The sequence below is a fragment of the Sorangium sp. So ce362 genome, from assembly GCF_051519845.1.
Taxonomy (GTDB): Bacteria; Myxococcota_A; Polyangia; order Polyangiales; family Polyangiaceae; genus Sorangium.
This window is the reverse complement of record NZ_CP150332.1, coordinates 4,257,381-4,281,896: the sequence shown is the minus strand read 5'-3', so window position 1 is coordinate 4,281,896 and position 24,516 is coordinate 4,257,381. Positions and strand designations below refer to the sequence as shown.

The window sequence follows — 24,516 nt, the reverse complement described above, 5'->3', positions numbered from 1 at the left end:
GCGTGGTCCGAAGTGCATCGGCATCTCGGCCCTGGATTGCTTGAATCCACGCACGAGCACTGTCTTTGCCATGAGCTCTCGCTTCGCGGCCTGAGCTTTGAGCGTCAGCGTCCGCTCCCACTCATCTACAAGGGAGCGCATCTCGAGCGTGGCGACCGTCTCGATGTCACACTCGGTGGTGAGCAGCGCCGCCGGCATCGAGGCGGAGGCCGTCGGCATCCGTGGTGCGACCCGTCGGCATCCGGCTGGAGACCGCCGTCATCCGGAGTCAGGGAGCGCATGTCTGCCCAGCAGAAGCCCATCCCTTCCCTCGCCTCGTCCGGCAGGGGGTCGCGACGCCTCCCGGTGTCGAGTCCACAACGGTCTGGCCCTGGTCGTCCTCGCCGGCTTGCCGCGGGCGCCTGGATCCGAGCTGTACAGGTCGCGCGACTGACACAGTGCTTTCGCGCGGCGCGGCCCCTGTGCCTTCACGGGTGAACGGCGCCTTCCTAAGCTCCAGGCCACACCTGACCGGAGCCACCCGCGATGACCGAGCTGCTGCCCCTGGCGACCCATTGCTTCGTGATGTCCAGCACCCCGGGGCCGGACAACATGATGCTCACCACCTCGGGCGCCAACTTCGGCTACCCCCGACCGGCTGGGGATCGAGCGCCGCCAACCTGCACCGCGCGCTGATGATCGCGCACCAGCACGGGGTTCTGATCGCCGAGGACGACGTGCACGGGCACTTCCACCCCGGGCACCCGACGCGGCTGGCGCAGCTCTCGGGGCTGGAGGGGTCGTCTACCACTCCAGCTTCTGCAAGGCGCTGAGCCCGGCGCTGCGCCTCGGCTACATCGCGGCCGAGCCAGGGCGGCTGAAGCCGCTGCTGCGCGAGAAGATCTACTCGGTGCTGACGACCGGCGCGCTGAACGAGCTCGTGCTGCTGGAGGTGCTGTCGGCCGGCCGGTGGCGCAAGCACATCGACGAGAGGACCGCTGGGACCACGAGATACCGCTCAACGGGGTGCCTCCTGGACCAGGTACAGCGCGGCCACCCAGCCGACGCGCCCGCTCGCGACGACCTCGACCTCGGCCCACCCCAGCTGCTCGGCGACCCGGGTGCGGCCGGTGAGGCGCAGGGCCGTGCCGTCGGGCAGCGGGTGCCTGTCGCTCCCCGTCGACGGCGCCGCGCGCAGGTACGCGCCGGTGCCCCCGGTATGGCCGATGGTCGCGCGCTGCGCGAGCACGGCGCAGGGCTGCGGGCGCGGCATCGGGGACGCGCCCGGAGTCGCGAGCAGCCTCGAGGTGACGAGGACGCCGGCCGCGCAGGCGCCGGCCGCGGCGATCGACGCGACCGAGGTGAAGACCACCCTCCCCCGCGGGAGCCATACGCGCGCCGGCCCGGAACCAGCCCCAACCTCGGTCGCCCGTCCCCCGGCCCCAACCTCGGTCGCCCGTCCCCCGGCCCCAACCTCGGTCGCCCGTCCCCCGGCCCCAACCTCGGTCGCCCGCCCCCCGGCCCCAACCTCGGTCGCCCGCCCCCCGGCCCCAACCCCGGTCGCCCGCCCCCCGGCCCTAACCTCGGTCGCCCGCCCCGCCGCCTCCTTGACCACCCGCGCCACCGCGCCCCTGTCGAGCCCGAGCCCCGCCCCCGCCCTGTCGAGCCACGCCCGCTCCGCCGCGCTCAGCGCGCCGTCCCGCAAGCGCCCGCGCGCGTGCAGGCCGAGCCAGCGGATCCGCTCGGCCTCGGGCGCCGCCGCCGGATCGCGGACCCGCGCGATCGCGCGCTGGAACCGCTGCTCCGCCGGGAACAGGTCGATCCCGGTGCGCTCCCGGCGCTCGCACCACGGGCAGCGCGGGAGCGCCTTGTCGTGGAGGTGCGCCGGGCTGCGGGCGCAGCGGATCATCTCGCGCTTCGCGCGCAGCAGCGCGGCGCGCCACGCCGCCGCGCCGGGGCGTTCGGCCGGCGCGCCATGGCCAGCGCCGAAGCAGCGGATGAAGAGCGCCTGCAGGCCGGGGTGGAGCGTCGCGAACGGGATCGCGCCCGCGGCGGGGCGGACGCCCGTCACGCCGGGCACGAAGGGGCAGAGGCCCAGGCGGATCCGGGCCGGGATGCGCTCGGCGCCGCCGGCGCCGCCCCGCGCGAGCTCGCCCTCGAACGGGTGCGCCCCGCCGAGGAGCAGCTGGTGAATCAGCACGGCGAGGGCGAACGCGTCGGACGCGGGGGTGCGGGCTGCGCGGCCGGGCTCGGCGCCGCAGAGCTCCGGCGCTGTGTACTCCGGCGTGAGCACCGGGCAGCCGTGCACCTGCCCCGCAGCCGGATCACGGATCTGGAACGAGTCGGCGTCCACCAGCGCGACGCGCCCGGAGAGCGGGGAGACGAGGATGTTCTGCGGCTTCAGGTCGCCGACGCAGTGGCCGGCGCGGTGGACGCCCTCGACCAGGCGCGCGAGCCTGGCCGCGAGGACGCAGAGGTCCCGCTGGGTGAGCCACCCGGCGATCTGCATGCGCTCGTCGGGCACGAGGCAGCGGTGGACCTCGATCGCGCCGCGCTGCAGGGGCATGAGGAACCCCGCGAACGCCGCGCGCCCCTCGGCCTCGGTCAGCAGCGCGACGGGCCAGGCGAGCGCGCGGCGGAGGAGCCACGACGGCCGGCGCTCCAGCATGACGCGCAGCTTCCGCTCGCGTCCTTCGGCCCTGTCGGGGCGGTAGATCTTGGCGCAGAGCGCCCGGCGCCCACGGACGGCGAAGACGGATCCCTCGCCGCCCGCGCCGAGCTCCTCGCCGAGCTCGACGACCCTCCCTGCGGGATCCAGGTACGCCTTCGCGCTCATGCGCGCTCACGGGGGCGCGCGCAGCAGCGCGACGGCGAGGGTCTTGTCGTCGCCCGAGCTCCGCCGCAGCGGCTCGGCGTCGAGCAGCCGTGCCACCTCGGCGCCGGCGTCGCCCGCGTCGGTGACCTCGGCCGCGAAGTCGAGGAGCGGCGCGCAGAAGGGCGCGTACGGCGCGAGGGCGCGGCCCCGCACGAGCGCGGCGCCCTCGCAGCCGTCGGTGAAGGCGCAGAGCGCGTCGACGCCCTCGTGGAGGCCCACGCGCAGGCGCGCCTCCCACGAGGGCGACGAGACGAACCAGGTCTCGTTCGCGTATTCACCGCGATCGGGCGCGCTCAGGACCACGAGCTCCCCGTCGCCGCGGCGGCGCCCGACCACGGCCCCGTCGCCGAGGTGCGCGACGGCGACGGCGTCGCCCCACGCGGCGGCGGCCACCAGCGTGCAGGCGAGCTCCTCGGGCGCGAGGGCGCGCGCCTCGGCCTCGCGGAGGAGCGCCTGCCGGCCGGCCGCGCAGGCGGCGCGCACCGCGTCGCAGAGGGCCCGGGGGCTCTCCGGCGCGAGCTCGCGCAGCGCCTCGACGACCGCGGCCGCGACCGCGGCGGCGCCGATCTCCGAATGCGCGGCGGATCCGGCGCCGTCGCACAGGCACAGGCCGACCCGGCGCCCGCCGGCAGGGCCCGACGCCCAGGCGTCCTGGCAGGGCGAGCCCTCCTGCTCGTGCTGCGGCCCGCGCACCGACGCGCCGAACACGAGCCACCCCGTCACGACGGCAGCGCCCCCCACCCGCGCGGCCCGGTGGGATCCTCGAGCGGGACCTCCTCGCCGGGCCGGGAGCGGCTCCGCGCCTGGAGGCTCCTGCTCAGCCATTGAAACATTGTGTCCCACTGCGCCTCCTTGAGCCGGAGCGGCGCGCGATCGGGCGAGAGCTCCTTGAGGCGATTGAAGTTGGCGGTCCTCGTGCCGACCGCGAGGAGGACGAGCCTCCGGTCGCGTTCGGCCTCGCGGACGCGGCGGACCGCCGCCGGCCAGCGGGCGGTGTCGGTGGGCTCGCCGTCCGTGAGGAGGAAGATCAGCGGGCGGTAGTAATCGAGGCCGCTCTCGCGGTAGGCGCGCTTCTTGGCCTCCAGGAGCTCGAGGGCCTGCTCGATCGCTGCGGCCATGGGCGTATCGCCGGCTGCGACGAGCGCGGGGGGCTCGAAGACGGCGGCCTCGCCGAAATCGCCGTGGACCGTGACCTTGCCGCCGAAGGTCACGACCGCCAGCTCGACCCGGTTGCGGGCGACGGTGTCCCGCGCGAGCGCGGCGCGGAGGCCGTCGAGGCCGGCGGCGAGGTCCGGGAGATCGGCGGTCATGGATCCCGAGGTGTCGACGAGCAGGACCAGCGGCTGGCGGGGCTCGCGGTTGTTGTCGTTGACCCGGACCCGGTCGACGAGGGACGGCGGCATGCCGGAATGGAAGGGCAGGCGGCCGCGGAGGGGCAAGAAAGCGGCGGGGCTCTTGCTACCGCCCCTCGCTCCGCTGCCGGCACAGCCCCGTCGCCCCCTTCGGCGCGCCGTCGCTCGTCCAGCACATCCGGCTGCGACCCAGCCGGATCTCGACCTCCGGCGGCAGCTCCTCCGGCAGGAGCAGGCGCCACGCCTCGTCCTCCGGCTGCTTGAACAGCGCGTAGATCGCCACCCGTCCCTTCGCCGGCAGCGGCACCATGAGCACCTGCCTCACCCCCGGGAGCACCGCCAGCGCGCTCAGGACCGAGTCGTCCGGCGCCATGGCCATGCCCGCCGCGTCGTCGTACGACTCCGTCGAGAAGGCCTTGCCGTCGACCGCGCGGGCGAGCACGTAGCACGAGCGGGCGTCGTTCATGTCGGCCGCGGGGGTGAGGGTGAGGCGGAGCTCCCTGGTCGAGCCGCCGCAACCCGGGAGCACGAGCGCCGCCCCGAGGACCATCAGATACGCGACGCGCATGGGGCGCCCATCTTCCCGCGCCGGGTGCCGCGCGGGCAACTACGGCGCCATCGTCGATCAGGGCGTTCCTCCGGGGGGGTGGCCTGTCCAGATCCACGCGGCCTCCGCCGAGCGAGGAGCGGCGGCGGTCGTCGCGCGGGCGGCGAGGGCTGTCGAGCCGCTGCGCGTCGCGCCTCGCCCACGTACGCTTCAGCCTCGATAGACGTAGCCGACGAGGCTCTGGAACCGCTCGTAGCTCCAGCCGCGCTTCTGGACGGTCTTGCTCTTGCTCGCATACTTGCGGATGCGATCCACCATGGCGTCGCCGGCGGTGCTGATCCCCTCCGGGTTGAGCTCGAGTTCGTCGAGCTCCTCGGCCACGGCCTTCACGGGCGTGAGGCCGCCCTTCGCGGACGTCGTCCATGCCTCGAGCTTGTCGTGGACACGAGCGCTCACGGGCTGCTTGAACTTCGGGAAGACGGACAGGTAATTCCGCCCGTTGGTGTTCTCCTCGGGCATGGCGAGGCCGTTGTCGATCTTCTTCATGCCGAGCTTGTATTTGCCCATCTCGTCGACAGGCTTCTTCAGCAGATCTTTCACCGGCAGCGGCGTCTCCGCGGAGACGCCCGGCCCCGCCTTGACGTGGACCACGCAATTGCCGCCGTGCGCATCATTATCGTGGGTGAGCCAGTTCAGGAGCATCATGTCGGCGAAGTCGTCCTCGTCGAGCATCCCGTCGATGAGCTTGGTGGCCGAGTCGGCCGCCTCGTGGATGGGAGCTCCTCCCTGGCGGAGCCTGGTGACCAGCTCGTCGCGGAGCTCGCCGACGCCCATGATCCCGGGGAGGAACTGCTGGGCGGAGCAGAGCTTCGGCCCTTTCGTGCTGAAGACGCCGGACCCGTCGAAGACGGCCGCCACGGTGCCAGGGACGAGGTGGCCCAGCCCGAGGCGGTTCGCCACGTGGTGGGTCGCCACCTCCCGCTGTACCGCCGTATGCACCGGGATCCCGGCGTGGAGGCGCTTGCCGTCGTAGCCGAACCCTTTGCGGTTGTTCGGGCACATCAGATCTTCATCCCCCGGCTTCACGACCCAGCCGGTCTTCCCGCCCGCCTTCAGGAAGTACGCTCCTCCATCACCGCCGGAGATGGCCGACAGCCTGGCGCCGCCGCCTCGAAAGGTCGCCAGTTGCTTGTAAATGGGCTTCAGGCTCTCGCGCTTGCCGAGCGCCTTCACCTTCGGGCGCCACGCCTCGAAGATCGATTGGGTCAAGCGTTCGCCGGGAGACAGCGCGACTTCGCGGGCCGGCAGGAGCTCGACGAGCTCGGAGGAGCCGATCTGCGAGGTCGAGGACCGCGGCGGCACGGGCAGCAAACCGCCGATCATGCCGGGGGTGCGCACGAGCGGAGGCCGGACCGGGCACACGTCCGTGACGCCGCGAACCGGAACGAGCGCGGTGGAGTTGGAGTAGCCTCCCGGGCTCGACGGGAGCTTCTGGGGAGATCGCGGCGCCGGCTGGCGCGACTGGTGGGCGTCGATGGATCGCGCCTCCGCGGCGGTGATGAGGGAAGCCGAGAGGAGCAACAGCGCCGCCCATACGGGGAGGTTCACGAGGGGCCCGTCCAGCAGGGAGGCGTCGACCTTCCCTGCGAGGTAAGCCCGCTGCTGGTGATCGATGTGCTTCACCCCGCTCACGTGCCGCGCTCGGTCCGCCTTCGTCTTCGCTTTCTTGGAGTCGAGGAACCCCCGGTTGCGTTGACCCTTGCGATACGGCTGGAGAGCCTCCCCGATGGCGGGCTCGGGCTGCGCCACCGTGGCAGGGTGCGGCGGCCTGGGGGCCATGCCGCCGAGGGCGGGCCTGGGCTGCGCCACCGTCGCAGGGTGCGGCGGCCTGGGGGCCACGCCGCCGAGGGCGGGCCTGGGCTGCGCCACCGTCGCAGGGTGCGGTGCTTTCGGAGCGATGCCGCCGATGGCGGGCCTGGGCTGCGCCACCGTCGCAGGGTGCGGTGCTTTCGGGGCCACGCCGCCGATGGTGGGCCTGGGCTGCGCCACCGTGGCAGGGTGCGGCGCGCGGGCGTTCGGGGGCGGAGCAGGCGGTCGACCGACGATGGACATGCGGCTCCCGGAGACCCAGTGCGGTCCTCCTCCCTATTCGCGCTCGCCGCCCCCGGCAAAAAAAGCACCGGCACGCGCCGGCCCCTCGGCCGCCGGCCCCGGGCGCACCGATGCGGAGGTGGGCTCGGGGGCCGAGCCGGGCACGGCCCGCGTGAATTTGGCCACGGGTGGGGGGATTGCTACCGTCCTCTCGGTCATGGCGGGGCCCGACGCCTGCGGGACACCGCACGTGAGCCTGATGTCAGCAAGGTGGACGGTCGCGCCGAGCTCCAGGAATCTTACTCCAGGCCGCGGCGCCGAGCCCGCACTGGCCGAAGGCGCCGTCACCGCGATAACCGTGACGCGACATCCAGAACTGGTAGCCGTACCCGCAAAGTGAGTCGGGGTCCCCCGACCAGTCCTCGATTTGCAGTGTCTCGATGCCCGTTCCACCATCCGGGCCAGCACGAAGGTGGTCGAATTGTCACAGGCGTGCCGTGTTCCCTCCGCCTCGGTGAACGGTACGCGCAGGAAGCCTTATCGGGAGAAGGACGAGCGCGGCGCGAGCACGCCGGACAGGCGCAGCAACGGCTAGCGCGGTGGAGGGATGAGCGCGGCCACGCCGTCCGGCAAACCGCCCCAGCCCGCCACCTCGGTCTTGATGCCGCGGGTGCGCATCACTTCCTCCAACGCTGGAGTCAGGCGCCCGGGGCGCGCACGAACTGCTCGTAGACCACGAGCGTGACCGGCATGTCGTTGGCGACCTTCACGAGGATGCTCTTGACGCGCGGCCATTCGAGGCCGGTCTTGCCGGCGCCCACGCGCGGTACGCCGATCCGCGCGATCCCCGCCCCGGCGGCGTGCGTCACCATCGCGGCCAGCGAGCGTTCGAGCGCGGCGAGCGAGGGCCTCTTCGTCGCGTCCTCCTGGATCGCGAGGCTGTACACCGTGTCGCCGCCCTCGCTCCAGACGAAGGCCTCCCCGAGCTGGAGCTTCCGCTCGGCGCTCCGCTGCTCGAACGCCGGGAGCAGGCCCGGCCAGCGCTTCTTGAACGTCACGGAGATCCCCGTGTCCATCTTGCCCACGCAGCTCACGCCGTGCGCGTACGCATGAAAATCCGGGGTGTTGAGGAGGTCGCCCTTGGTGAAGATCGTCGGCACGCGGGGCCCCCTAGCATCGCCGCGGTCAGCTTCGTGAGATGCCGACGGGCCCGCGAATGCGAGGCGAGGCGCCGCCTATGCCCCGCCACCTCGCGCGCGCCGTTCCGGCCCACCCGGTACGTCCGCACCGGCGCCCCCTACGAGCCGGTCGTGCCTGCGGGCGCTGGCGAGCGGCAAGGCTCCGGCAGCGAGTCGATCCGAGCGGCGGGCCCGACGTTCGGCCCAAGCTTGCTCACCCCTCCGGTGCCAGCGGCAGCCCGAGCAGCCGGCCGATCGCCTCGTGCGCGACCCGGGCCCCCACCTCATCCCCGAGGGCGACGGCGCGGCTCAGGGTGCTGGCGAGCGAAACGACCACCGCAGCCCGACGCGACGGCTCGGTCACGGCGAGCTCTCCAGGCCAGGCGCCGCGGAGGGCGCGGGCGTGGATCTGCGCGAGCTAGAGGCGCGGTGAGAGGGGGGCGCGCCCGTCACGTCGGATCGTGGACCGGATCCGCCAGCATCGCGTCAGCGCCGGAAAACGGGCCGAGCTCTCGGGTCTTCCGCGCGCCGCGTTCATGCAGGTGCTCGGCGAACGTGGCGTGCCGGTCGTTGACCATCCGGTCGAGGCATCAAAGAAGAATGTCGCGCCCCGTCCACCGTTCCGCCATCGTCAAACGGGCGGACCCGCCCGAATACCATTGGGTCGATCATGCGCTTCACGCCATTGATCTCGTGGTAGCCTGGACGACAACATGAACGGAATTCTAAGAAAATTCAGCGCTTGCGGTATTTCGCTGTCGCTGCTCTCACTCGCCGTGGACGCGGCTGCCGCCGCGGCCAAGGTCGCGCTCATCCATTCCAATCCGGGCCTCGGAGAGGTCACCCAGAACGTCGCCGCGCTCGACGCCCTCGTCGAGGAAGCGCTCCAGAACGGCGCCGATATCGTGGTGACCCCCGAGCTCGCCACCACGGGCTTCTCCATCACCCGGGCGGATGTGGTGGACAGCCTCGGGTTCACCTCTCCGTACCCCGAGCTGGACGGCATCCGCGACCTCGCCATTGCGTACCAGAGTTATGTCGCTGTCGGAATCGCCGAGGTGACCCCCTCGGAAGCGGTATACAACACCGTGGTGGCCTTCGGTCCGGACGGATTCATCGAGACGCAGCAGAAGCGGGGTCTCTCCGGCTGGCACGACGCTGGCAACGTCCCCTTCGACGTCATCACGACGCCGTACGGGGACATCGGGATGCTCATCTGCTCCGACTCCTATCTTCCGGACTGGATGCGTATCATCGCCCTGGAGGGCGCGGATATCGTCCTGCTGCCGTCCAACTGGTGGGGCCGCGACGGGCAGGAGGAGATCTGGCAGACGCGCGCCAGGGAGAACGGCGTATGGTTCCTGGCAGCGAACCGGTGGGGGACCGAGGTCGACGAGCGCTTCGGCTCTCCCTTCACCTACGACATGAATGACGCCCCGTCCGCCGCGATCAGCCCGGATGGGAACATCAAGGTCATCTACCGGACGGAGGACGACTCGCTACCTCCCGCCGACACGATCCTTTACCAGACCGTGGTCGTTCCCGACGCGCGGATCGGGAACGTGAGCAACCCGACCTACTCGGTCAGCCACCGGGAGCCGAGCGCGTACGGCGCGATCGCGAATTCGTACTACCGGCGCGACCTCGGCTACGAGCCGGCGCCTGGCCTGCCCACCCCGGGGCCTGTACGCGTGGCCGCGATGGCCTACAAGCCAGCGCTCTCCCCTGCGCACAACCTCACGACCATCAACCAGCTCTGGTCCACGCGGAGCCAGGACGCCGACGTGCTCGTCCTGCCGGGGCTGGGGGCTTCCGTCGTGCCCGTGAACGCCTCCAGCTCGGGATGGTCCTCGGCGTTCCCTTGGTCTGCGCTCCAGACCTTCGTCGAGCAGAACGCGCTCTCCCTGCTGGTCACGACGGTGATCGAGTACGAGCAGGGTGAAACGTTGCACGAGTCCCTGCTGCTCGTCCGTCCGGGCGTACCTCCCTCGCTGCACGCCCAGATCCATGACACCCCCTTCCTCGAGAACGGCAGCGGGGCCGAGCCGGTGTTGCTCGATCTTCCTGGCGCCCGCGTCGGCGTGCTCACCGGGCAGGACGCCCTGTTCCCCGAGACCGGGACGCACCTCGCCAAGGCAGGAGCTGACCTCGTGCTCATCACCTCGACCTCGGGCTCGCTCGCACCGAAAGACCCGCTGAGCCGCATAGGCTACCACTGGGACGTCGACGCGCTCCGCCGCATGTGGAGGACCCGGACCAACGAGGTGGTGCATCTGGCGGCCTCGGATTGGACGGGCAACGGTATCATCGTCGAGAATGGCGGTGGCTATATCAGCAACCAGGAAGACGTCGGCGCCGGGGGCCGGCTCAAGATCCTGAACCTGGACACGAGCACGGTGCGTACCAAGTTTTTGAACAGTTACTATCCGTTCGATCTCGCGGTCCTCCTCGACGACTGAGCCCTCGCTGGGGGCCGCCCGATGGCGGCCGCTGCAGGCCGTTTCGGGGGCGCAGCGCCATAGCCGCCCGGACGTTCCCCGCCGAAGGGGCCTCCCGCCCCCCGCGGGATGGGGGTACAGTCCGCAGCATGGTCAACCCCCCGACGCGCGAGGCACACCACGGCCGGGAGAGGCGGAGCTCAACCCGCGCCTTGATGGTCCTTGGCACGGCGTCGAACGTGGGAAAGTCTTTGCTGGTCGTGGCGCTGGGGCGCTGGCTGCGCCGCCGCGGCGTCGATGTGGCGCCCTTCAAGGCGCAGAATATCGCCCTCAACTCCTACGTGACGCCGGATGGCGCCGAGATCGGCTGGGCTCAAGCGCAGCAGGCGTTCGCGGCCGGAGTCACCCCTCACGCCGACATGAATCCGGTGCTGCTCAAGCCGGGAGCCGACGCCTCGGTGCAGGTCGTGGTGCGCGGCAAGGTGTCACCGGAGCTCGGCAGGCTGCCGTCTGATCGCCGGTACAGCGCCTTGCGCTCCATCATTCTCGAGAGCTACCGTCGGTGCTCGACGCGCCACGACGTCGTCTTGCTCGAAGGGGCCGGCAGCGCGGCGGAGATGAACCTCAAAGCGCGGGACGTCTCGAACCTCTGGATGGCCAGGGCCGTGGGCGCGCCGTGCCTGCTCGTGGCCGACATCGATCGCGGCGGCGCCTTCGCGTCGATCCTCGGCACGCTCTCGCTGCTCACCCCCTCGGAGCGGCGCCTTATCGCGGGGTTCGTCATCAACAAGTTCCACGGCGATCCCCTGCTCTTCGCCGACGGCGTGCGCTTCCTGGAAAAGCGCAGCGGAAAACCCTGCCTCGGCGTCATCCCTCACCTGCCGGACATCTGCCTGAAGGCCGAGGACAGCGTGGCGCTCGGCGACGGGCCGCCCACCGCGGGCGCGGGCGACAGCGAGGCGCTGACCATCGGCGTCGTGCAGCTCCCCCACATCGCCAACCACACGGATCTCGACCCCCTGACGCGGGAGCCGGGCGTGCGGCTCGTTTACGTGACACGCCCGGAGCAGGTGGCGAGCCTGGACCTGCTCATCCTCCCCGGCAGCAAGTCCACCGTCGCGGACCTGGAGTGGCTGCGCCAGCGCGGGCTGGCGGACGCGCTCGCGCGGCACGGCGCGCGCGGCGGTCGCATCCTCGGGATCTGCGGCGGCATGCAGATGCTGGGGCAGAGCATCGACGATCCTCACAAGGTCGAGGACAAGGCCGGCGTGGCTGTCGAAGGCATCGGTCTGCTCCCCGTGCGGACGATCATGAACGCTCACAAGACGACGACCCAGGCGACCGCCGTGCTCGTCGATGCGCGACCGGGCGTGGGACAGCTCGTGGGTTACGAGATCCACATGGGCTGGACCGAACGTACCGACCCTCGCTGCAGGCCGCTGCTGCACCTGAGGCGGGCCGGCGGCGGGGAGGTCATCCTGGACGGGGCGCAGACGGAGGATGGCCGCGTCTTCGGGACCTACCTGCACGGCCTGCTCGACAACGACGAGTTCCGCCTGCACCTCCTGAACACCCTGCGGAAAGAGCGCGGCTGGCCGGCGCTGCCGGGCGTGCGCTCCTATCTTTCAGGCGGTTACGATGCCGAGATCGACCGCTGGACAGGCCACGTCATGCGGCACCTGGACGAGACCTATCTCTCCAGGATGCTGCTGGTCGGCGATGAGACGCCGGGCACGCAGCGGGGGGGCCAAGCTTGACGTTTCGACGCCACAGGGACATGTTCGCGCCATATGTCGCGGGGGGGCCAACGTTGCCGAGGTCGAGCGGCAGAGCCGGGGCCACGAAGGAGGCGGTACAGCTCCCTGCCTGCCGCCTGGTCCGCCGTGGCTTCGTGCTCGGGGCTCTCTCCTCGGCGCTGCTCGCGTGGGCGTGCGACCGGCGCCCGCCTCAGGAGAACGCCAGCGCGCTTCGCATCATCTCACTCTCCCCTGCCATCACGGAGACGCTCTTCGCCATAGGCGCGGGCGGGGCCGTCGTGGGCGTGAGCGATTTCTGCGACTACCCCGACGACGCGCAACGCCGGACGAAGGCAGGCACGGCGCTGACCCCGAACGTCGAGGCGATCGCGAGGCTGCGCCCGACCCTCATCATCAGCCAGCGCACCCAGAACTCGCGCGTGGAGGAGCTCAGAGCGATTGCGCGTGCCGAGCTGCTGCCCTGGCAGACCCTCTCGGAGGTGGTCAGCGGCACGCGAGAGCTCGGCCGGCTGACGTCGCGAGAATCGGCCGCGGAGGCGCTGGCCGGCACGCTCGAGGAGCGGCTCTCCCGGCGGCCTCCGGAGGGCGCTCCACGCGTGCTCATGGTGCTCGGCTCGACCTCCGGGAGGATGAGCGAGATCTGGTTTTTCCGGCGCAACGCGCTCCACGGCGCGGTGCTCGAGGCGGCCGGCGGCCGCAACGCGATCGCAGAGGACATCTTCCGAGCTCCCAACCTGTCGCTGGAGCGGGTCATCGCGCTGGACCCGGAGGTGGTGCTCATCCTCGTCGACGTCGATCGGCTCGAGGAGAGCGTGGAAGCTCGCTATCTCACCGACTGGAAGGCGCTGCCGATCGCCGCGGCCAAGCGAGGTGCCATCCGTGTCATCCACGGCGCTGATGTCAACTCGACGGGGCCGCGCATACTGGGGCTCCTTGACAAGGTCGCCGCGGCCATCCACGATGCGAAGGCGCAGCCCCGATGACCGTCCTCGAGTTCGACCATGTCACGGTCCACGTGGGTGCGCACAGGCTGCTCGACGACGTCACGCTGCGCCTCATCGAGTCCGAGTTCGTCGCGGTCGTGGGCCCCAACGGCGCCGGGAAGACGACGCTGATACGCGTGGCGCTCGGGGTCATCCAGCCCTCGTCGGGCCGTGTCCTCGTCGACGGCGAGCCGCTCTCCGCGCTCTCCGGGAGGGAGCGCGCGGCCAAGCTCGGATGGTTGCCGCAGCGCGGGGTGATCCTCGAGCCGATCCCCGCCGTGGACTTCGTCGCCGCAGCCCGGTTTCGGTTCCGGGAGAGCCGGGGGCGTTCGCTCGCCGCGGCGCAGGAGGCGCTGGCCTCGGTGGGCGCGGCGCCCCTCGCGGGCCGCCTCATCACCGATATCTCTGGTGGCGAGCTGCAGCGCGTCCTCGTCGCGGCGCTCCTCGCCCAGGAGACGCCGCTCGTGCTGCTGGACGAGCCAGCAAACCACCTCGATCCGGCGCAGCAATTCGAGCTCTACGGGCAGCTCGTGCGCCTCTGGCGCTCTGGCCAGAGCGTTCTCTGCGTCACCCACGACGTGAACGCGCTCGCGTACTCGGTCCATCACGGCGAGGCCAACCGCCTGAACGTGGTGGGGATGAAGAACGGACGCATCGAGTTCGTGACCAGCTACGGAGCGGCGGATTTCGGCGCCTTGTTCGGCGCCCTGTTCGGCGTCCGCATGCGGGCGGTGGACGTGGGGGGCCGACCCTTGTTCCTGGTCGAGCCGCCCGACGCAGCGCCGCTCGCATGAGCCCCCGCGCCCGCGCCGGGACGAGGATAGGCGCGCTCGTGCTCGGCGCCGCGCTGATCATCGGCGCCGCACCGTTCGTGGGCCCTCCGCTGGTCGAGGACAGCGCTGAATTCATCTTCTGGCAGCTCCGTGTGCCGCGCGTGTTGATGGCGGTCCTGGTCGGGGGGACGCTCTCGCTGGTCGGCGCGACCTATCAGGTGATCTTCTTCAACCCGCTGGCCACGCCCAGCACCGTCGGGACGACGGCGGGGGCGACGTTCGGCGCCCTGATCGCCATTGTGTTCGGGGTCCGCAGCATGGTCTGGGGGGAGCTGCCGGTCCTCACCCTGTCCGCCTTCCTCGGGGCGCTGGGGGTGAGCGCAGCGGTGACGTTCGTCGCGCTGAGCAGGCGGGCGCGCAACAACGACATCATCCTCGCCGGCATCGCCAGCTCTCTCGCAGTCGGCTCCGCGTCGTCGGCCATCCAGTTTTCCGCCGATGAGACCGCCACGCTCGCTGCGGTGCGGTGGTCGCTCGGGTACCTGCCGCAGGTGGGCTACCGCGGTATCGTCCTCCTGCTGCCGATCGCCGCGATCACGGCGCTGGGCTTGATCGGCCTGTCGCGCTCCCTCGACGTCCTCGCCACAGGCGAGGAGCTCGCGCATAGCCGGGGTATGAACGTCCCGCTGGTGCGCGCGATCGCGATCGGCTGCGGGGCGCTCGGCGTCGCCGGCTGCGTCGCCTGGTGCGGCCCGATCGCCTTTGTCGAGCTGATGGTGCCTCACGTCGTCCGGCTCACTCTCGGGAGCAACCGGCGCGTGCTGTTGCCGATGTCCCTGGTCGTGGGCGGCGCATTCCTGGCGCTGTGCGACACGATCGCGCGAACGGTGATCGCGGGCGCCGAGCTGCCGGTCGGGGTCATCACCGCCGCGCTCGGCGCGCCGACCCTGGTGTACCTGATCGCGCGGCAGTACCGTTGAAATAACACACGCAAGACGGAACATATTCTTTCGTGCCGATCGTAATGGTTGATACGGGGGCAGGTATTGCCTTAGAGTAGTCAACTTGACGGCCTAGATCCTCCTGGAGCGACGTGTTCACCATGGCGAGCAGGAATTGCCCTAGTGTTCTCGTCCTCGGTACATCGTCCCTGGTCGGGAAGACGCTGGTCACGCTGGCCATTTGCCGCTGGCTCAGCGGTCAGGGCAAGGCCGTCGCCCCGTTCAAGCCCATGTCGATGTCGTCTGGGCGTGGCTCCTACCTCACGGCTTCAGGCGGGGAGATCCACGTCCACCAGGCGCACCAGGCCATGGCGGCGAACCTTGAGCCCCACGTCGACATGAACCCGTTGATGTTCAAGGCGGTGGGGGACAAGCTCGAAATCATCGTCTGCGGAGCACCGTCCCCGGGGCTGGCCGAGATCCCGATCACGCATCGGTACAACTCACTCCGCGCCGTCATCGTCAAGAGCCACCGCCGGCTCGCCGAACGATTCGATCACATCGTCATCGAGGGCTGCGGAAGCCCTGTCGAGCTGAACATCAAAGAGCGCGATATGTCGAATTGCTGGGTCGCAGAGACCTTCGACGCGCGATGCCTGCTCGTAGGGAGCGCGGAGCAGACCGGCGTGTTCGCCTCCATCATCGGGACGCTATCGCTTCTCACAGAGAGGGAGCGATCCCGGGTCGCCGGCTTCGTCATCAACAAATTTCATGGGGATCCAAGCGAGTTCGCCGACGGCGTCCGCATTCTCGAGGACAAGACCGGGATTCCTTGCATGGGCGTCATCCCCTTCCTGTCCGGCATCACCCTCGTCGGTCAGGAGAGCGAGGCAGCGTCGGCGCCGGAGACCATCGCGTCAGGCGAAGGCTTCATGAAGGAGCTGGATCGCTGCGCAGATCACATCATCAAACACCTGAATCTCTGGCTCCTGCAGGAGCGTTTCCTCTCCCAGCCCCCTTCGGCGCACCCCCCGGATCCTGGGCCGATGAGCGACCGCGCGATCCCGTGAGGAGACACCTTCGCTCGAGGGGATCGGGAGGATGCTCCGATTGCTGCCGATGTCGTTTCTTGCGATCTGGTTCGGTCAGCTCCTGTCAACGCTCGGGACCGGCATCAGCAGCTTCGTGTTCACGATATGGGTCTGGGACAGAACGCATCACGCTGCGTCCATCACCACCCTCGAGCTGTGTTCCTTCGGCGTCGTCGTCCTGGTCAGCCCGCTCGCCGGCGTGCTCGTCGATCGCCTTGACCGGCGGTGGGCGATGGCGGTGGCCGACCTAGGGGTCGGCGCGGTGACGGTCGGGATCCTGTGCATCAACAGGACCGTCGGGCTGGAGCCTTGGCACCTCTACGTGGCCAAGCTGCTGACCGGCGCCTTCGTCGCCTTTCAGTTGCCGGCTTATCTGGGAGCGGTGACCGTCCTCCTGTCCAAGGAGTCCTATGCGCGCGCCAGTGGCATGATGTCGCTGTCGCTCTCGCTCTCGGGCCTGCTCTCTCCGGTGGCAGCATCGGCGCTCTATCGCAGCGTCGGCCTCGATGGTGTCCTCATGCTGGACGCCGCCAGCTTCGGGATCGCCGTCGCCCTCCTGATCTTCGTCCGGCTCCCAGCGCGCGCGCTGGCCACCGAGCCGAGGGACCGCCCGCGGCTCATCGAGGAGGCGACCTACGGCTTCCGGACGGTCTTTGGCCGCAAGAGCCTCGTCGGGCTGCTGTTCGTCCTCTCGGTCAACAACTTTCTGAGCATGTTCGGGATTCTGCTGCCGCCCTTGGTCCTCGCCCGGACGGGAGGTCACGAGGCAACTCTGGCGTCGGTCATGGTGGCAGGCGCGGCTGGAGGCGTGGCCGGAGGCATCGCGATGGGCTTGTGGGGAGGGCCGCGAAAGCGCATCCAGGGAGTGCTCTTGATGATCTTTCTCAACGGCCTCTTCGGTCAGGTGCTGCTTGGCCTCGGTCGCACGCCTGTGACCTGGGGAATGGCATCCTTCCTGACCTCCTTCTTTTTTCCGATCCTGTACGGGTGTAACCAGGCAATCTGGCAGTCAAAGATCCATCCCGACGCCCAGGGGCGGGTCTTCGCCGCCCGGCGCATCGTCGTCGACGCGATGGTCCCCGTCGCCATGCTCATCGCCGGTCCCCTCGCGGACTATGTGCTGGAGCCGGCGCTATCTCCAGGGGGGGCCTGGGTCCCGTTCCTCTCCTGGCTCGTCGGCTCGGGCCCGGGCGCTGGAATGAGCCTCCTCTTCATCGTCGCGGGCCTGGCCACCATGGGGCTCGCTGCGGCCGCGTACAAGGTCCGCTCGATCCGAGAGATCGACTCTGTCCTGCCCGACGCCAGCGATTCTGCTGGCGCGCGGCACGACGTCCTGCCGAGAGACGGCGCGTAGCATTCAGCATGAAATCCACCCTGACTGAACAGCTTTCGCGCAACGGGTATGCCGACCCCGTTCCGGTCTTCGACCGGGCCAGGGCCGACCACTATCGGCGGAGCTTCCTCGATTCGCTGGGCGAGAGCGGAGGTCGCCCCGATCCCCACGCGCTATCGGGGTACCACCTCAGGCATCGATGGGCGTACGAGCTCGCCACGACGCCGGCGCTCCTCGACTGCGTAGAGGCCGTGCTGGGACCTGATCTGGTGCTGTGGGCGAGCCACGTCTGGTACAAGCCGCCGCGATCGGAGGACATCGTCCCCTGGCACTGCGACGCCGTTTATTGGCCCGTCTTGGACCGCGACACCAACTTGACGGCCTGGATCGCGCTGAGCGCCTGTCATCACGGCAACGGCGGCCTGCGAGTGATTCCCGGCTCGCATCGGACCGTGCCCCACGACTCCCATATACCGGACATCGACAGCTCAAGCTTCCCGATCGTCGAGCTAGAGATGATCCCCGGCCAGGCGACGTTCTTCTCCGGGTATCTTTATCACGGTTCGGAGGGAAATATGAGCTCTAGTCCGCGCATAGCCTACGCGCTGCGGTTCACGACGCCGGAGGTTCGGTTCGAGCGCGCGGCGGTGGAGTCGAGCTTCGGCTACCTGAGGACCCTCGTTGTCCGAGGAGCCGATCGCTACCACCACAATGACTTCATGAGGACGCCTCCCCCTTTTTAGCCGATGAAATATTGCCCTCTCGGCCCCACGGCCATCAGCGTCAGCCGCCTCTGTCTGGGGACAGTGAACTTCGGGCTGCACACCTCCGAGAGAGACGCATTTCTGCTGCTGGACAGGGCGACCGACTGCGGGATCAACCTCGTCGACACGGCCGAAGTCTACAGCGAGGGGCGAGCGGAGAGCATCATCGGAAACTGGCTGGCGCTCGGACAAGGCCGACGAAGCAGGATCGCGCTGGCGACGAAGGTCTTCCGAGGGCCGGACGAGCCGCGCCTCTCGGCGCGTCACATCTTGGAGGCGTGTGAGCAGAGCCTCCGGCGACTGAGAACAGACCGTATCGACCTCTATCAGGTCCACCATGTCGACCGGGCCTGTCCGTGGGAAGAGCTATGGCAGGCCATGGATCAACTGGTGAGGGAAGGAAAGGTCTTGAACGTCGGGAGCAGCAACTTCGCGGCATGGGACATAGCATCGGCCAATAGCCTCAGTCGACAGCACCAGTGGCCTGGATTCGTCTCGGAACAGAGTGTCTATAACCTCCGCAGGCGGATGATCGAGCTCGAGGTCATCCCCTGCTGTCGGGCCCTCGGCATGGCGCTGCTGGCGTACAGTCCGCTGGGCGGCGGGTTGCTCGGCGGGGGACTGACGAGCCCTGCGCCGGGGCGCCGCGCAGACAGCTGGGTTCAGCGCATAGCGGAGCAGCATCGAGAGCAGCTCAGAGCGTTCGAGGACCTGTGTCAGCAGGCTGGGCATCGCACCGCCGACGTCGCGCTCGCCTGGGTTCTGCGCAACACGGCCGTCACGGCGGCGATCATCGGACCGCGAACCGTCGAGCAGCTGGTGCAGAACGTAGGCGCCATGGATATGGCTCTCAGTGAGGAGGTTGTGACGAGGCTAGAGCAGATCTGGCCCGGCCCCGGTGGCGAGGCCCCGCAGGCATACGCCTGGTGAGCCCGTCTCCGTGGGGCCGCGGCCCGCAGGGTCACCGCGGGCGCTCCTCCAGAAGCGCTCTAGGACGGCTCCCTCGATGTCGAGGAGCGAGACATTGGTGGGTTGGTAGTCCGTGTTCACGATGCTCAAACCTCGCCCGGACCCGTCCGACTGCTTCGTGACCCCTCCGGTGCTTCCCGGAGGCGGCGCCACGTTGCATCCGAGGAGCAGGAGCAGGCTCAGCGACCGTCCCGCCCAGACACTCGCCTTGTTCGCCATCACCACCATACCTCCATGCCCCCATGCACGCTTCGCCCTGGCAACGGGCCCACGGCCCCGACCGTCAAAATGGCAGCGCAGCCGTTGGACGGGAGGCCAATTTGTCCCAGCTGGTGGATCATCGCGGCGCTATATTGACATACACTGGCTCGTCCTGATAGGGATTTCCGGGGCGGATGCCGGAGGGCAGCGACCCAGGCGAGCGCTGCGTCGTTACGTCGTTACGTCGAGATTGCATATAGCAGTGTTCTTTGAGGGTATGGCACATGGACCTCCGTCGTTCCATTGGCAGGATCGGCTGCCTCATGCGGCACAGCTGCGCAAATGGTTCCGCAGCCTGGTCGGCCCCCCTCGTGCTTGCCCTCGGCTGCTCGGGCGGCGCTCCAACGAGCGCGCAGCCGCCGCTGCCGGCATCCGGCGCGGAGGTGACGGTGACGGTCGCCTTGCTCCACATGAACCCGGAGCTCGGCAAGCGTGACCAGAACGTCGCGAGAATAGCGCAGCTCGTCGAGGAATCGCTGATCAAAGGCGCGAAGATCGTCGTCGCGCCGGAGCTCGCCACCACGGGATACTCGATCACGGCGGAGGAGGTGAGCACGAGCCTGGGCTCCGTCTCGCCCTTCCCTGAGCTCGATCGGATCCGAGATCTCGCCGAGCGATATGCGGCGTACGTGGTTGTCGGCGTCGCCGAGCGGACGCGAGCGTCACTGTTCAACTCGGCGGCCATCTTTGGTCCAGGCGGTCTCCTCGGCGTGGAGCGCAAGCGCGGGACGACGCCGTGGAATGCTCGTGGCGACACGCCCTTCAAGGTCATCTCGACGCCGTATGGCGAGCTCGCCGCCGTGATCTGCTCCGACACCTACCTGCCGGACTGGGTGCGCATCGCGACGCTGCAGGGAGCCGACGTCGTCGTCGCACCGGCCAACTGGTGGGGTGACTACGGGCAGGAGGCGATCTGGACCACGCGGGCGCGGGAAAACGGCGTCTGGATGGCGGTGGCGAACCGCTGGGGCCAAGAGGTCGATCGCCGCGGGGCGGACCCGTACGTTTATGACATGAACGACGCGCCGTCGGTGGTGATCGACCCCCAGGGAAAGGTCGAGCTGCGTCACCGGGCGGAGGACATGACGGCGCCGGCCGACAAGATTCTCTACGCCACGATGTCGATCCCGCGGGCGCGGATCGGAGCAAAGAGCAACCCGACCGACACCATCGCGAACCGGCGCCCGCAGGCTTACGCGGATCTTGCAGGGCCTTGCTTCGTGCCAACGGCCCCCGCGTCCTGCCAGGCCGGGCTGCCTCCTGCCGGCAGGGTCGAGATCCGCGTCCTCTCCTACGTCCCTCAGGCCGATCCTGCCGCGAACCTCGACCTCGTCGCCTCGAGATGGGGTGACGCTCCGGCCGAGCTGGTCGTGCTACCGGCGCTGGGGATCTCCGGGGAGACCGCGCAGGAGCCGCTCCCGGACTGGAGCGATCCCCCATGGTCGGCGTGGCGGGAGTTCGTCGATCGGAGAGGCGTTCAGCTGCTCGTCACCACGATCCGCGAGAGGCCATCCGGCGCCGGCGCACGTGAGTCCCTGCTCGTGCTGGAGAGGGGGAGACTTCCGCGGACGGTTCCCGCGATCCACGCCGCTGGCGCTGATCCGGGGAGCGGCAGGAGGCCCGAGCTCGTCGACCTGCCCGATGCGCGCGTGGGGCTCGTGACGGGGCACGACTCGGTCTTCCCCGAGATCGGCGTCGCGCTGGCCAAGGCCGGTGCTGACATCGTGGTGATACCCTCGAGCCTCGCGTCGGACGGCGGCGTCTGGGACAAGGTGGCACTCCTGTCCGCCTGGAAGAGCGACACGAACGCCGGCTTCCACCTGGCAGCGTCCGACGCTGCGGGCTTCGGTCTCCTCGTCGAGAGCGGCGGGATGTACACGATCTCAGCGACGGAGCTCTCGGCCAGGGATCCGGTGAAGGTTCTCGCGGTCGACATCCCGCCGGTGCGTGAGCGGAAGCTCAATACCTATTACCCGTTCGATCTGAGCGTGCTCCTCGGGCAGAAGCCTCCTCCGTGACGACGGCAGGGGGCAGCGAGCGCCCTCGTTGTTATCCACGCTCTTCGCCTTGCGGCAACGGCCGCCGTGGGCGCGCTCGATCTACTGCCTCCGAGGGGGGCGCGAGCGGCGCGCACGAAGCCCCACGGCAGGCGCCCGCAGCGAAGGTAGCGGCGAAGCTCTTGTTCGATGTAGCGCATGCCTTATACGCCTCCCGCCTCCGCTCCCGTCAGGGCATCGGGTACACGAGCGAGAGCCCGGCGACGCACATCTCGTCGAACATATTCCCCTCGCCGTAGGCCACGTCGATCGTCGAGATCATGTTCGCCTCCTTGAGCGCCTTGACCACGTACGGGTTCTCCGTCGAGTTATTGTACGTGCACCGGACCTGGAGCACATCGCCCGGATCGAGCGCCGGGAGCGTCTCGATGGGCGCGTCGTACGAGTACGAGCGCTGCCAGCCGAACTCCCACTTCGGCGCGTGCGCCAGGCACTCCTCCTTGGGTTGATCGGGTGAGCCGTTCGCCCGCGTGACCGTCACCTTCTCGTCGAATCCCAGGTAGTGCATGTGCAGAAAGTCGCCATAGATGCGAGTGCCCGGCGGGAACGGCATCTCTTGCGATCCGGGCGAGTCCGGGGCCGGGACCGTGAACTGCTCCGTCTCCACGTGGTTCTTGCTGTCCGCGGGGATCAGGAACTCGACGCCGTTCTTGTCGCCCGGACCCGGCAGCAGCCCGAAGCCAAACTGGCCGACCGGATCATCGAAGTTGCCGATCAGGTGGTACAGGAAGCCGTACTTCGGCTTCTCTTTGGTGAGCCTGAGCTGGATGCGCGTCAGGTCCGGGTCGGCCGTCGTGCCGGCGGGGTGGTAGTGGATCTGCATCATGATGAGCGACCCCTTCGGGATCAGCTGACCCACCCCCTCGGGCAGATCGACCGGGTCGGTGCCGGGAGCCCAGGCTGTGAGCATCTGGAGCGATCCAATCTCCACGCCATTCGGGACCTCGCCGGCGCCACACGGAAAGCTCCCGTCGGGGCCGGCCAGGCTCGCGGACTTCCACTCCGGATCGATGGAGATTATCCCATGGTGAACGACCTTATGGTTGCCGGGCACCATCTGTAGACCATTTAGGTACTGGTCCTCGGTGAGCCCGGGATCGATGATGAAGCAGCGGAACTCGTCCTGCTCACCGGAGGTGACGTAGGGCTCGTTCGGATGAACCTCGAGGGTCATGCCCGGCAGGTCGGGGCTCTTCGGCACGAACGAGGCGGGCGCGTCCTTCGGATCACCCTTGGGGGTGCCGGCCTCGCTCCAGGCCTCCAGCGTGCTGATCTCCTCGTCGGAGAGGCGGATGTCGCCCTTCCACGCGTGACGGGTCGAGCACTCGTCCGTGTCACGCACGGCGAAGGGCGGCATCGTGCCCGCCTTGGTCGTGTGGACCATCAGCGCCGCGACAGCCTTGGCCTCGTCGTACGCGGTAAGGCTGAAGGGCGCGATGTTGCCCGCGGAGTGGCAGCCCATGCAGCTCTTCGAGCCGGGGCGCATCGCCGGGCGACCGGGTGTGACGCGGGCGGCTGAGCGAGCTACGCCGCCGTGGGCGGCCCGAACCACGTGGTCAGGGCCTCACGAAGGCCCTGGTCCGTGCCGTCTCCCACCCACGCGACGTATCCATCGGGCCGGATCAACACGGCCCTGGGCGCCGCGACCGCGCCGAGCACCGGGAGCGCCCACACCCCGGCGTACCGCGCGTCGACCCGCTTCACCCGATCCGCCCAGGGACCGAGGTCGAGGGCCCCGGGCTCACCGAGGTCGAGCAGCACCGGCCGGGCCTCGTGCAGCAGCGTGAACACCCGCCGTGGCCCGCCCTCGGTCTCCACGTCCAGATCGGGCATGCGGCGCCCGAGCAGCGGGTGTCCCACGCCGAGGTCGTAGCGGATGTCCAGACCCGAGATCAGCCCGGCGTACCGCTTGCGCGCCTCCTCCAGCGTCAACAGCTCGGCCAGGGTCTCGCGCAAGGCCTTCGTCCGCTCGTCGCCCCGATGGACCGCCGTCGCCGCCATGGTGTGCTTGAGCACCCGCGCCCCGACCGGGTGCCGCTCGGCCTGGTAGGTATCGAGCAGGCTCTCCGGCGACGTCCCGTGGACCACCTGCGCCAGCTTCCACCCCAGGTTCACCGCGTCCTGCACCCCGAGGTTGAGCCCTTGCCCGTTCGCCGGGGAGTGCACGTGCGCCGCATCGCCGGCCAGCAGCACCCGCCGCTCCCGGTACGACGCCGCCTGCCGGGTCGCATCGCTGAACCGCGAGAGCCACGTGACGCCGTGCACCCCGAAGTCGGTCCCGTAGGAGGCGACGAGCGCCTCGCGCAGGTCGTCCAGGGTCGGCTCCTCGTCTTGCCGGATCTCCCTCTCGCTCAGCACCGCCCGCACCCGCTTGCCGTCCTCGAGCGGCCCGATGCCATAGACACCCTTGTCTCCCTGGCGGATGCCCAGCGCCGGCTCGACCATCTCGCCCTCGGCCACCAGGTAGCTGACCGACGGCTCCCACCCCGGGAAACCGATCCCGGTCTTCTTGCGGATCAGGCTGCGCCCACCGTCACATCCGACGAGGTACGCCGCCCGCAACGACCGCCCATCGGACAGCGCGACATCGACCCCGGCGTCCTCCTGGGCAAACCCCGTCACCTCGCACCCGCGGTAGCTCGGCACCCCGAGCTCCTCGACCCACGCGGCCAGGATGCGCTCGAAGTGCTTCTGCCACAGCGCCAGCCCGTAGTTGTGGCGCGTCGGAAAGTCGCTGAGATCGAGGGGCGTCGTCGCGAACGACGCGACCTGAGCGATCTTCCCTTCCGCGAGGAAGCGATCCGCGATCCCGCGCTGATCGAGCACCTCGATCGTGCGTGCCTGCAGCCCTCCTGCGCGCGACCCCGCGAGCTCCTGGCTCTCGCGCCGCTCGACGATGGCGACGTCCACCCGCGCCAGCGCGAGCTCCCCCGCCAACATCAGCCCCGTCGGCCCCCCACCAGCGATGACCACTGCGTGCTTCGTCATGGTCAGGGACTGTGCGGCATGACCCGGGGCTTCCAGCAAGCCCCTATGTCTGATATACGCTTGCAGCGGGAAGGGGAAACCGTGGCCTTCCCCCGCGCGCTCCGTGCGTGCTCCCCCCCGCGGACAACGGCGCGCAAAT

General features: G+C 69.7%; 22 protein-coding genes. 13 read left to right on the top strand and 9 right to left on the bottom strand.

Translation table 11 applies throughout. From position 1 onward, the window contains the following. The first annotated feature begins 12 nt into the window (after positions 1-12). Together WMF17_RS16615 and WMF17_RS16610 are read left to right on the top strand one after the other, a co-directional pair. On the top strand, positions 13-477 hold the full coding sequence (locus tag WMF17_RS16615; protein ID WP_437650411.1) for a GxxExxY protein: 465 nt from the start codon (positions 13-15) through the stop codon (positions 475-477). 48 nt (positions 478-525) lie between these two features. After that, positions 526-675, top strand: coding sequence for a hypothetical protein (locus WMF17_RS16610; protein WP_437650409.1), 150 nt, complete (start codon positions 526-528; stop codon positions 673-675). A 322-nt stretch (positions 676-997) separates the two neighbouring features. On the opposite strand, the gene WMF17_RS16605 is transcribed toward WMF17_RS16610, so the two are convergent. The 7 genes from WMF17_RS16605 to WMF17_RS16575 form a co-directional block, all read right to left on the bottom strand. Beyond that, on the bottom strand, positions 998-2,815 hold the full coding sequence (locus tag WMF17_RS16605) for a protein kinase domain-containing protein (RefSeq protein ID WP_437650408.1): 1,818 nt from the start codon (positions 2,813-2,815) through the stop codon (positions 998-1,000). A 6-nt stretch (positions 2,816-2,821) separates the two neighbouring features. Then, a complete protein-coding gene (locus WMF17_RS16600; RefSeq protein ID WP_437650406.1) occupies positions 2,822-3,577 on the bottom strand; it encodes a PP2C family serine/threonine-protein phosphatase in 756 nt (251 codons plus the stop codon). Next, on the bottom strand, positions 3,574-4,257 hold the full coding sequence (locus WMF17_RS16595) for a vWA domain-containing protein (RefSeq protein ID WP_437603057.1): 684 nt from the start codon (positions 4,255-4,257) through the stop codon (positions 3,574-3,576). The genes WMF17_RS16600 and WMF17_RS16595 overlap by 4 nt, the downstream gene beginning before the upstream one ends. Before the next feature lie 55 nt (positions 4,258-4,312). Next, on the bottom strand, positions 4,313-4,774 hold the full coding sequence (locus WMF17_RS16590; RefSeq protein WP_437603056.1) for a hypothetical protein: 462 nt from the start codon (positions 4,772-4,774) through the stop codon (positions 4,313-4,315). Positions 4,775-4,963: 189 nt separating this feature from the next. Continuing rightward, positions 4,964-6,865 (bottom strand): hypothetical protein, encoded by a 1,902-nt coding sequence (locus WMF17_RS16585; protein WP_437650405.1) that lies wholly within the window; start codon positions 6,863-6,865, stop codon positions 4,964-4,966. Positions 6,866-7,542: 677 nt separating this feature from the next. After that, positions 7,543-8,004: a macro domain-containing protein gene (locus WMF17_RS16580; protein ID WP_437603054.1), complete on the bottom strand. Its 462-nt coding sequence runs from the start codon at positions 8,002-8,004 to the stop codon at positions 7,543-7,545. Positions 8,005-8,236: 232 nt separating this feature from the next. Next, positions 8,237-8,386: a hypothetical protein gene (locus tag WMF17_RS16575; RefSeq protein ID WP_437603053.1), complete on the bottom strand. Its 150-nt coding sequence runs from the start codon at positions 8,384-8,386 to the stop codon at positions 8,237-8,239. A 97-nt stretch (positions 8,387-8,483) separates the two neighbouring features. Between WMF17_RS16575 and WMF17_RS16570 the strand changes: the two genes are divergently transcribed. The 11 genes from WMF17_RS16570 to WMF17_RS16520 all read left to right on the top strand — a co-directional run bounded on the left by WMF17_RS16570 (position 8,484) and on the right by WMF17_RS16520 (position 21,350). After that, positions 8,484-8,711, top strand: a complete 228-nt coding sequence (locus tag WMF17_RS16570; protein WP_437603052.1) for a UPF0175 family protein — start codon at positions 8,484-8,486, stop codon at positions 8,709-8,711. 24 nt (positions 8,712-8,735) lie between these two features. After that, a complete protein-coding gene (locus tag WMF17_RS16565) occupies positions 8,736-10,481 on the top strand; it encodes a nitrilase-related carbon-nitrogen hydrolase (protein ID WP_437650403.1) in 1,746 nt (581 codons plus the stop codon). A gap of 128 nt (positions 10,482-10,609) precedes the next feature. Continuing rightward, the gene (locus tag WMF17_RS16560; RefSeq protein ID WP_437603050.1) at positions 10,610-12,217 is read left to right on the top strand and encodes a cobyric acid synthase; all 1,608 of its coding nucleotides are present in this window, start codon (positions 10,610-10,612) and stop codon (positions 12,215-12,217) included. 134 nt (positions 12,218-12,351) lie between these two features. Beyond that, the gene (locus WMF17_RS16555) at positions 12,352-13,200 is read left to right on the top strand and encodes an ABC transporter substrate-binding protein (RefSeq protein ID WP_437603049.1); all 849 of its coding nucleotides are present in this window, start codon (positions 12,352-12,354) and stop codon (positions 13,198-13,200) included. Further along, positions 13,197-13,994, top strand: a complete 798-nt coding sequence (locus WMF17_RS16550; protein ID WP_437603048.1) for an ABC transporter ATP-binding protein — start codon at positions 13,197-13,199, stop codon at positions 13,992-13,994. The genes WMF17_RS16555 and WMF17_RS16550 overlap by 4 nt, the downstream gene beginning before the upstream one ends. A gap of 38 nt (positions 13,995-14,032) precedes the next feature. Beyond that, on the top strand, positions 14,033-14,953 hold the full coding sequence (locus WMF17_RS16545; protein ID WP_437650401.1) for a FecCD family ABC transporter permease: 921 nt from the start codon (positions 14,033-14,035) through the stop codon (positions 14,951-14,953). A 122-nt stretch (positions 14,954-15,075) separates the two neighbouring features. Further along, positions 15,076-15,984: an AAA family ATPase gene (locus tag WMF17_RS16540; protein ID WP_437603046.1), complete on the top strand. Its 909-nt coding sequence runs from the start codon at positions 15,076-15,078 to the stop codon at positions 15,982-15,984. Between the two features lie 49 nt (positions 15,985-16,033). After that, positions 16,034-17,359, top strand: a complete 1,326-nt coding sequence (locus tag WMF17_RS16535; protein ID WP_437604263.1) for an MFS transporter — start codon at positions 16,034-16,036, stop codon at positions 17,357-17,359. 8 nt (positions 17,360-17,367) lie between these two features. After that, entirely contained in the window at positions 17,368-18,081 is a 714-nt protein-coding gene (locus tag WMF17_RS16530; protein WP_437650399.1) for a phytanoyl-CoA dioxygenase family protein, read from the top strand. Positions 18,082-18,084: 3 nt separating this feature from the next. Beyond that, positions 18,085-19,032: an aldo/keto reductase gene (locus WMF17_RS16525; protein ID WP_437603044.1), complete on the top strand. Its 948-nt coding sequence runs from the start codon at positions 18,085-18,087 to the stop codon at positions 19,030-19,032. A gap of 689 nt (positions 19,033-19,721) precedes the next feature. Further along, positions 19,722-21,350: a nitrilase-related carbon-nitrogen hydrolase gene (locus tag WMF17_RS16520; protein WP_437650398.1), complete on the top strand. Its 1,629-nt coding sequence runs from the start codon at positions 19,722-19,724 to the stop codon at positions 21,348-21,350. A 208-nt stretch (positions 21,351-21,558) separates the two neighbouring features. Here WMF17_RS16520 and WMF17_RS16515 read toward each other — a convergent pair whose 3' ends face one another. Beyond that, positions 21,559-22,851 carry a hypothetical protein gene (locus tag WMF17_RS16515; protein ID WP_437650396.1) on the bottom strand — a complete coding sequence of 431 codons (1,293 nt, stop codon included), beginning with the start codon at positions 22,849-22,851 and terminating at the stop codon, positions 21,559-21,561. A gap of 62 nt (positions 22,852-22,913) precedes the next feature. Beyond that, positions 22,914-24,377: an FAD-dependent monooxygenase gene (locus WMF17_RS16510; protein WP_437650394.1), complete on the bottom strand. Its 1,464-nt coding sequence runs from the start codon at positions 24,375-24,377 to the stop codon at positions 22,914-22,916. Between the last annotated feature and the right edge of the window lie 139 nt (positions 24,378-24,516).

Coding starts and splice junctions, on each gene's coding strand:
- WMF17_RS16610 (WP_437650409.1), top strand. CDS start 526: ATGACCGAGCTGCTGCCCCTGGCGACCCATTGCTTCGTGATGTCCAGC.
- WMF17_RS16605 (WP_437650408.1), bottom strand. CDS start 2,815: ATGAGCGCGAAGGCGTACCTGGATCCCGCAGGGAGGGTCGTCGAGCTC.
- WMF17_RS16595 (WP_437603057.1), bottom strand. CDS start 4,257: ATGCCGCCGTCCCTCGTCGACCGGGTCCGGGTCAACGACAACAACCGC.
- WMF17_RS16590 (WP_437603056.1), bottom strand. CDS start 4,774: ATGCGCGTCGCGTATCTGATGGTCCTCGGGGCGGCGCTCGTGCTCCCG.
- WMF17_RS16585 (WP_437650405.1), bottom strand. CDS start 6,865: ATGTCCATCGTCGGTCGACCGCCTGCTCCGCCCCCGAACGCCCGCGCG.
- WMF17_RS16565 (WP_437650403.1), top strand. CDS start 8,736: ATGAACGGAATTCTAAGAAAATTCAGCGCTTGCGGTATTTCGCTGTCG.
- WMF17_RS16560 (WP_437603050.1), top strand. CDS start 10,610: ATGGTCAACCCCCCGACGCGCGAGGCACACCACGGCCGGGAGAGGCGG.
- WMF17_RS16550 (WP_437603048.1), top strand. CDS start 13,197: ATGACCGTCCTCGAGTTCGACCATGTCACGGTCCACGTGGGTGCGCAC.
- WMF17_RS16540 (WP_437603046.1), top strand. CDS start 15,076: ATGGCGAGCAGGAATTGCCCTAGTGTTCTCGTCCTCGGTACATCGTCC.
- WMF17_RS16535 (WP_437604263.1), top strand. CDS start 16,034: ATGTCGTTTCTTGCGATCTGGTTCGGTCAGCTCCTGTCAACGCTCGGG.
- WMF17_RS16530 (WP_437650399.1), top strand. CDS start 17,368: ATGAAATCCACCCTGACTGAACAGCTTTCGCGCAACGGGTATGCCGAC.
- WMF17_RS16525 (WP_437603044.1), top strand. CDS start 18,085: ATGAAATATTGCCCTCTCGGCCCCACGGCCATCAGCGTCAGCCGCCTC.
- WMF17_RS16515 (WP_437650396.1), bottom strand. CDS start 22,851: ATGGGCTGCCACTCCGCGGGCAACATCGCGCCCTTCAGCCTTACCGCG.
- WMF17_RS16510 (WP_437650394.1), bottom strand. CDS start 24,377: ATGACGAAGCACGCAGTGGTCATCGCTGGTGGGGGGCCGACGGGGCTG.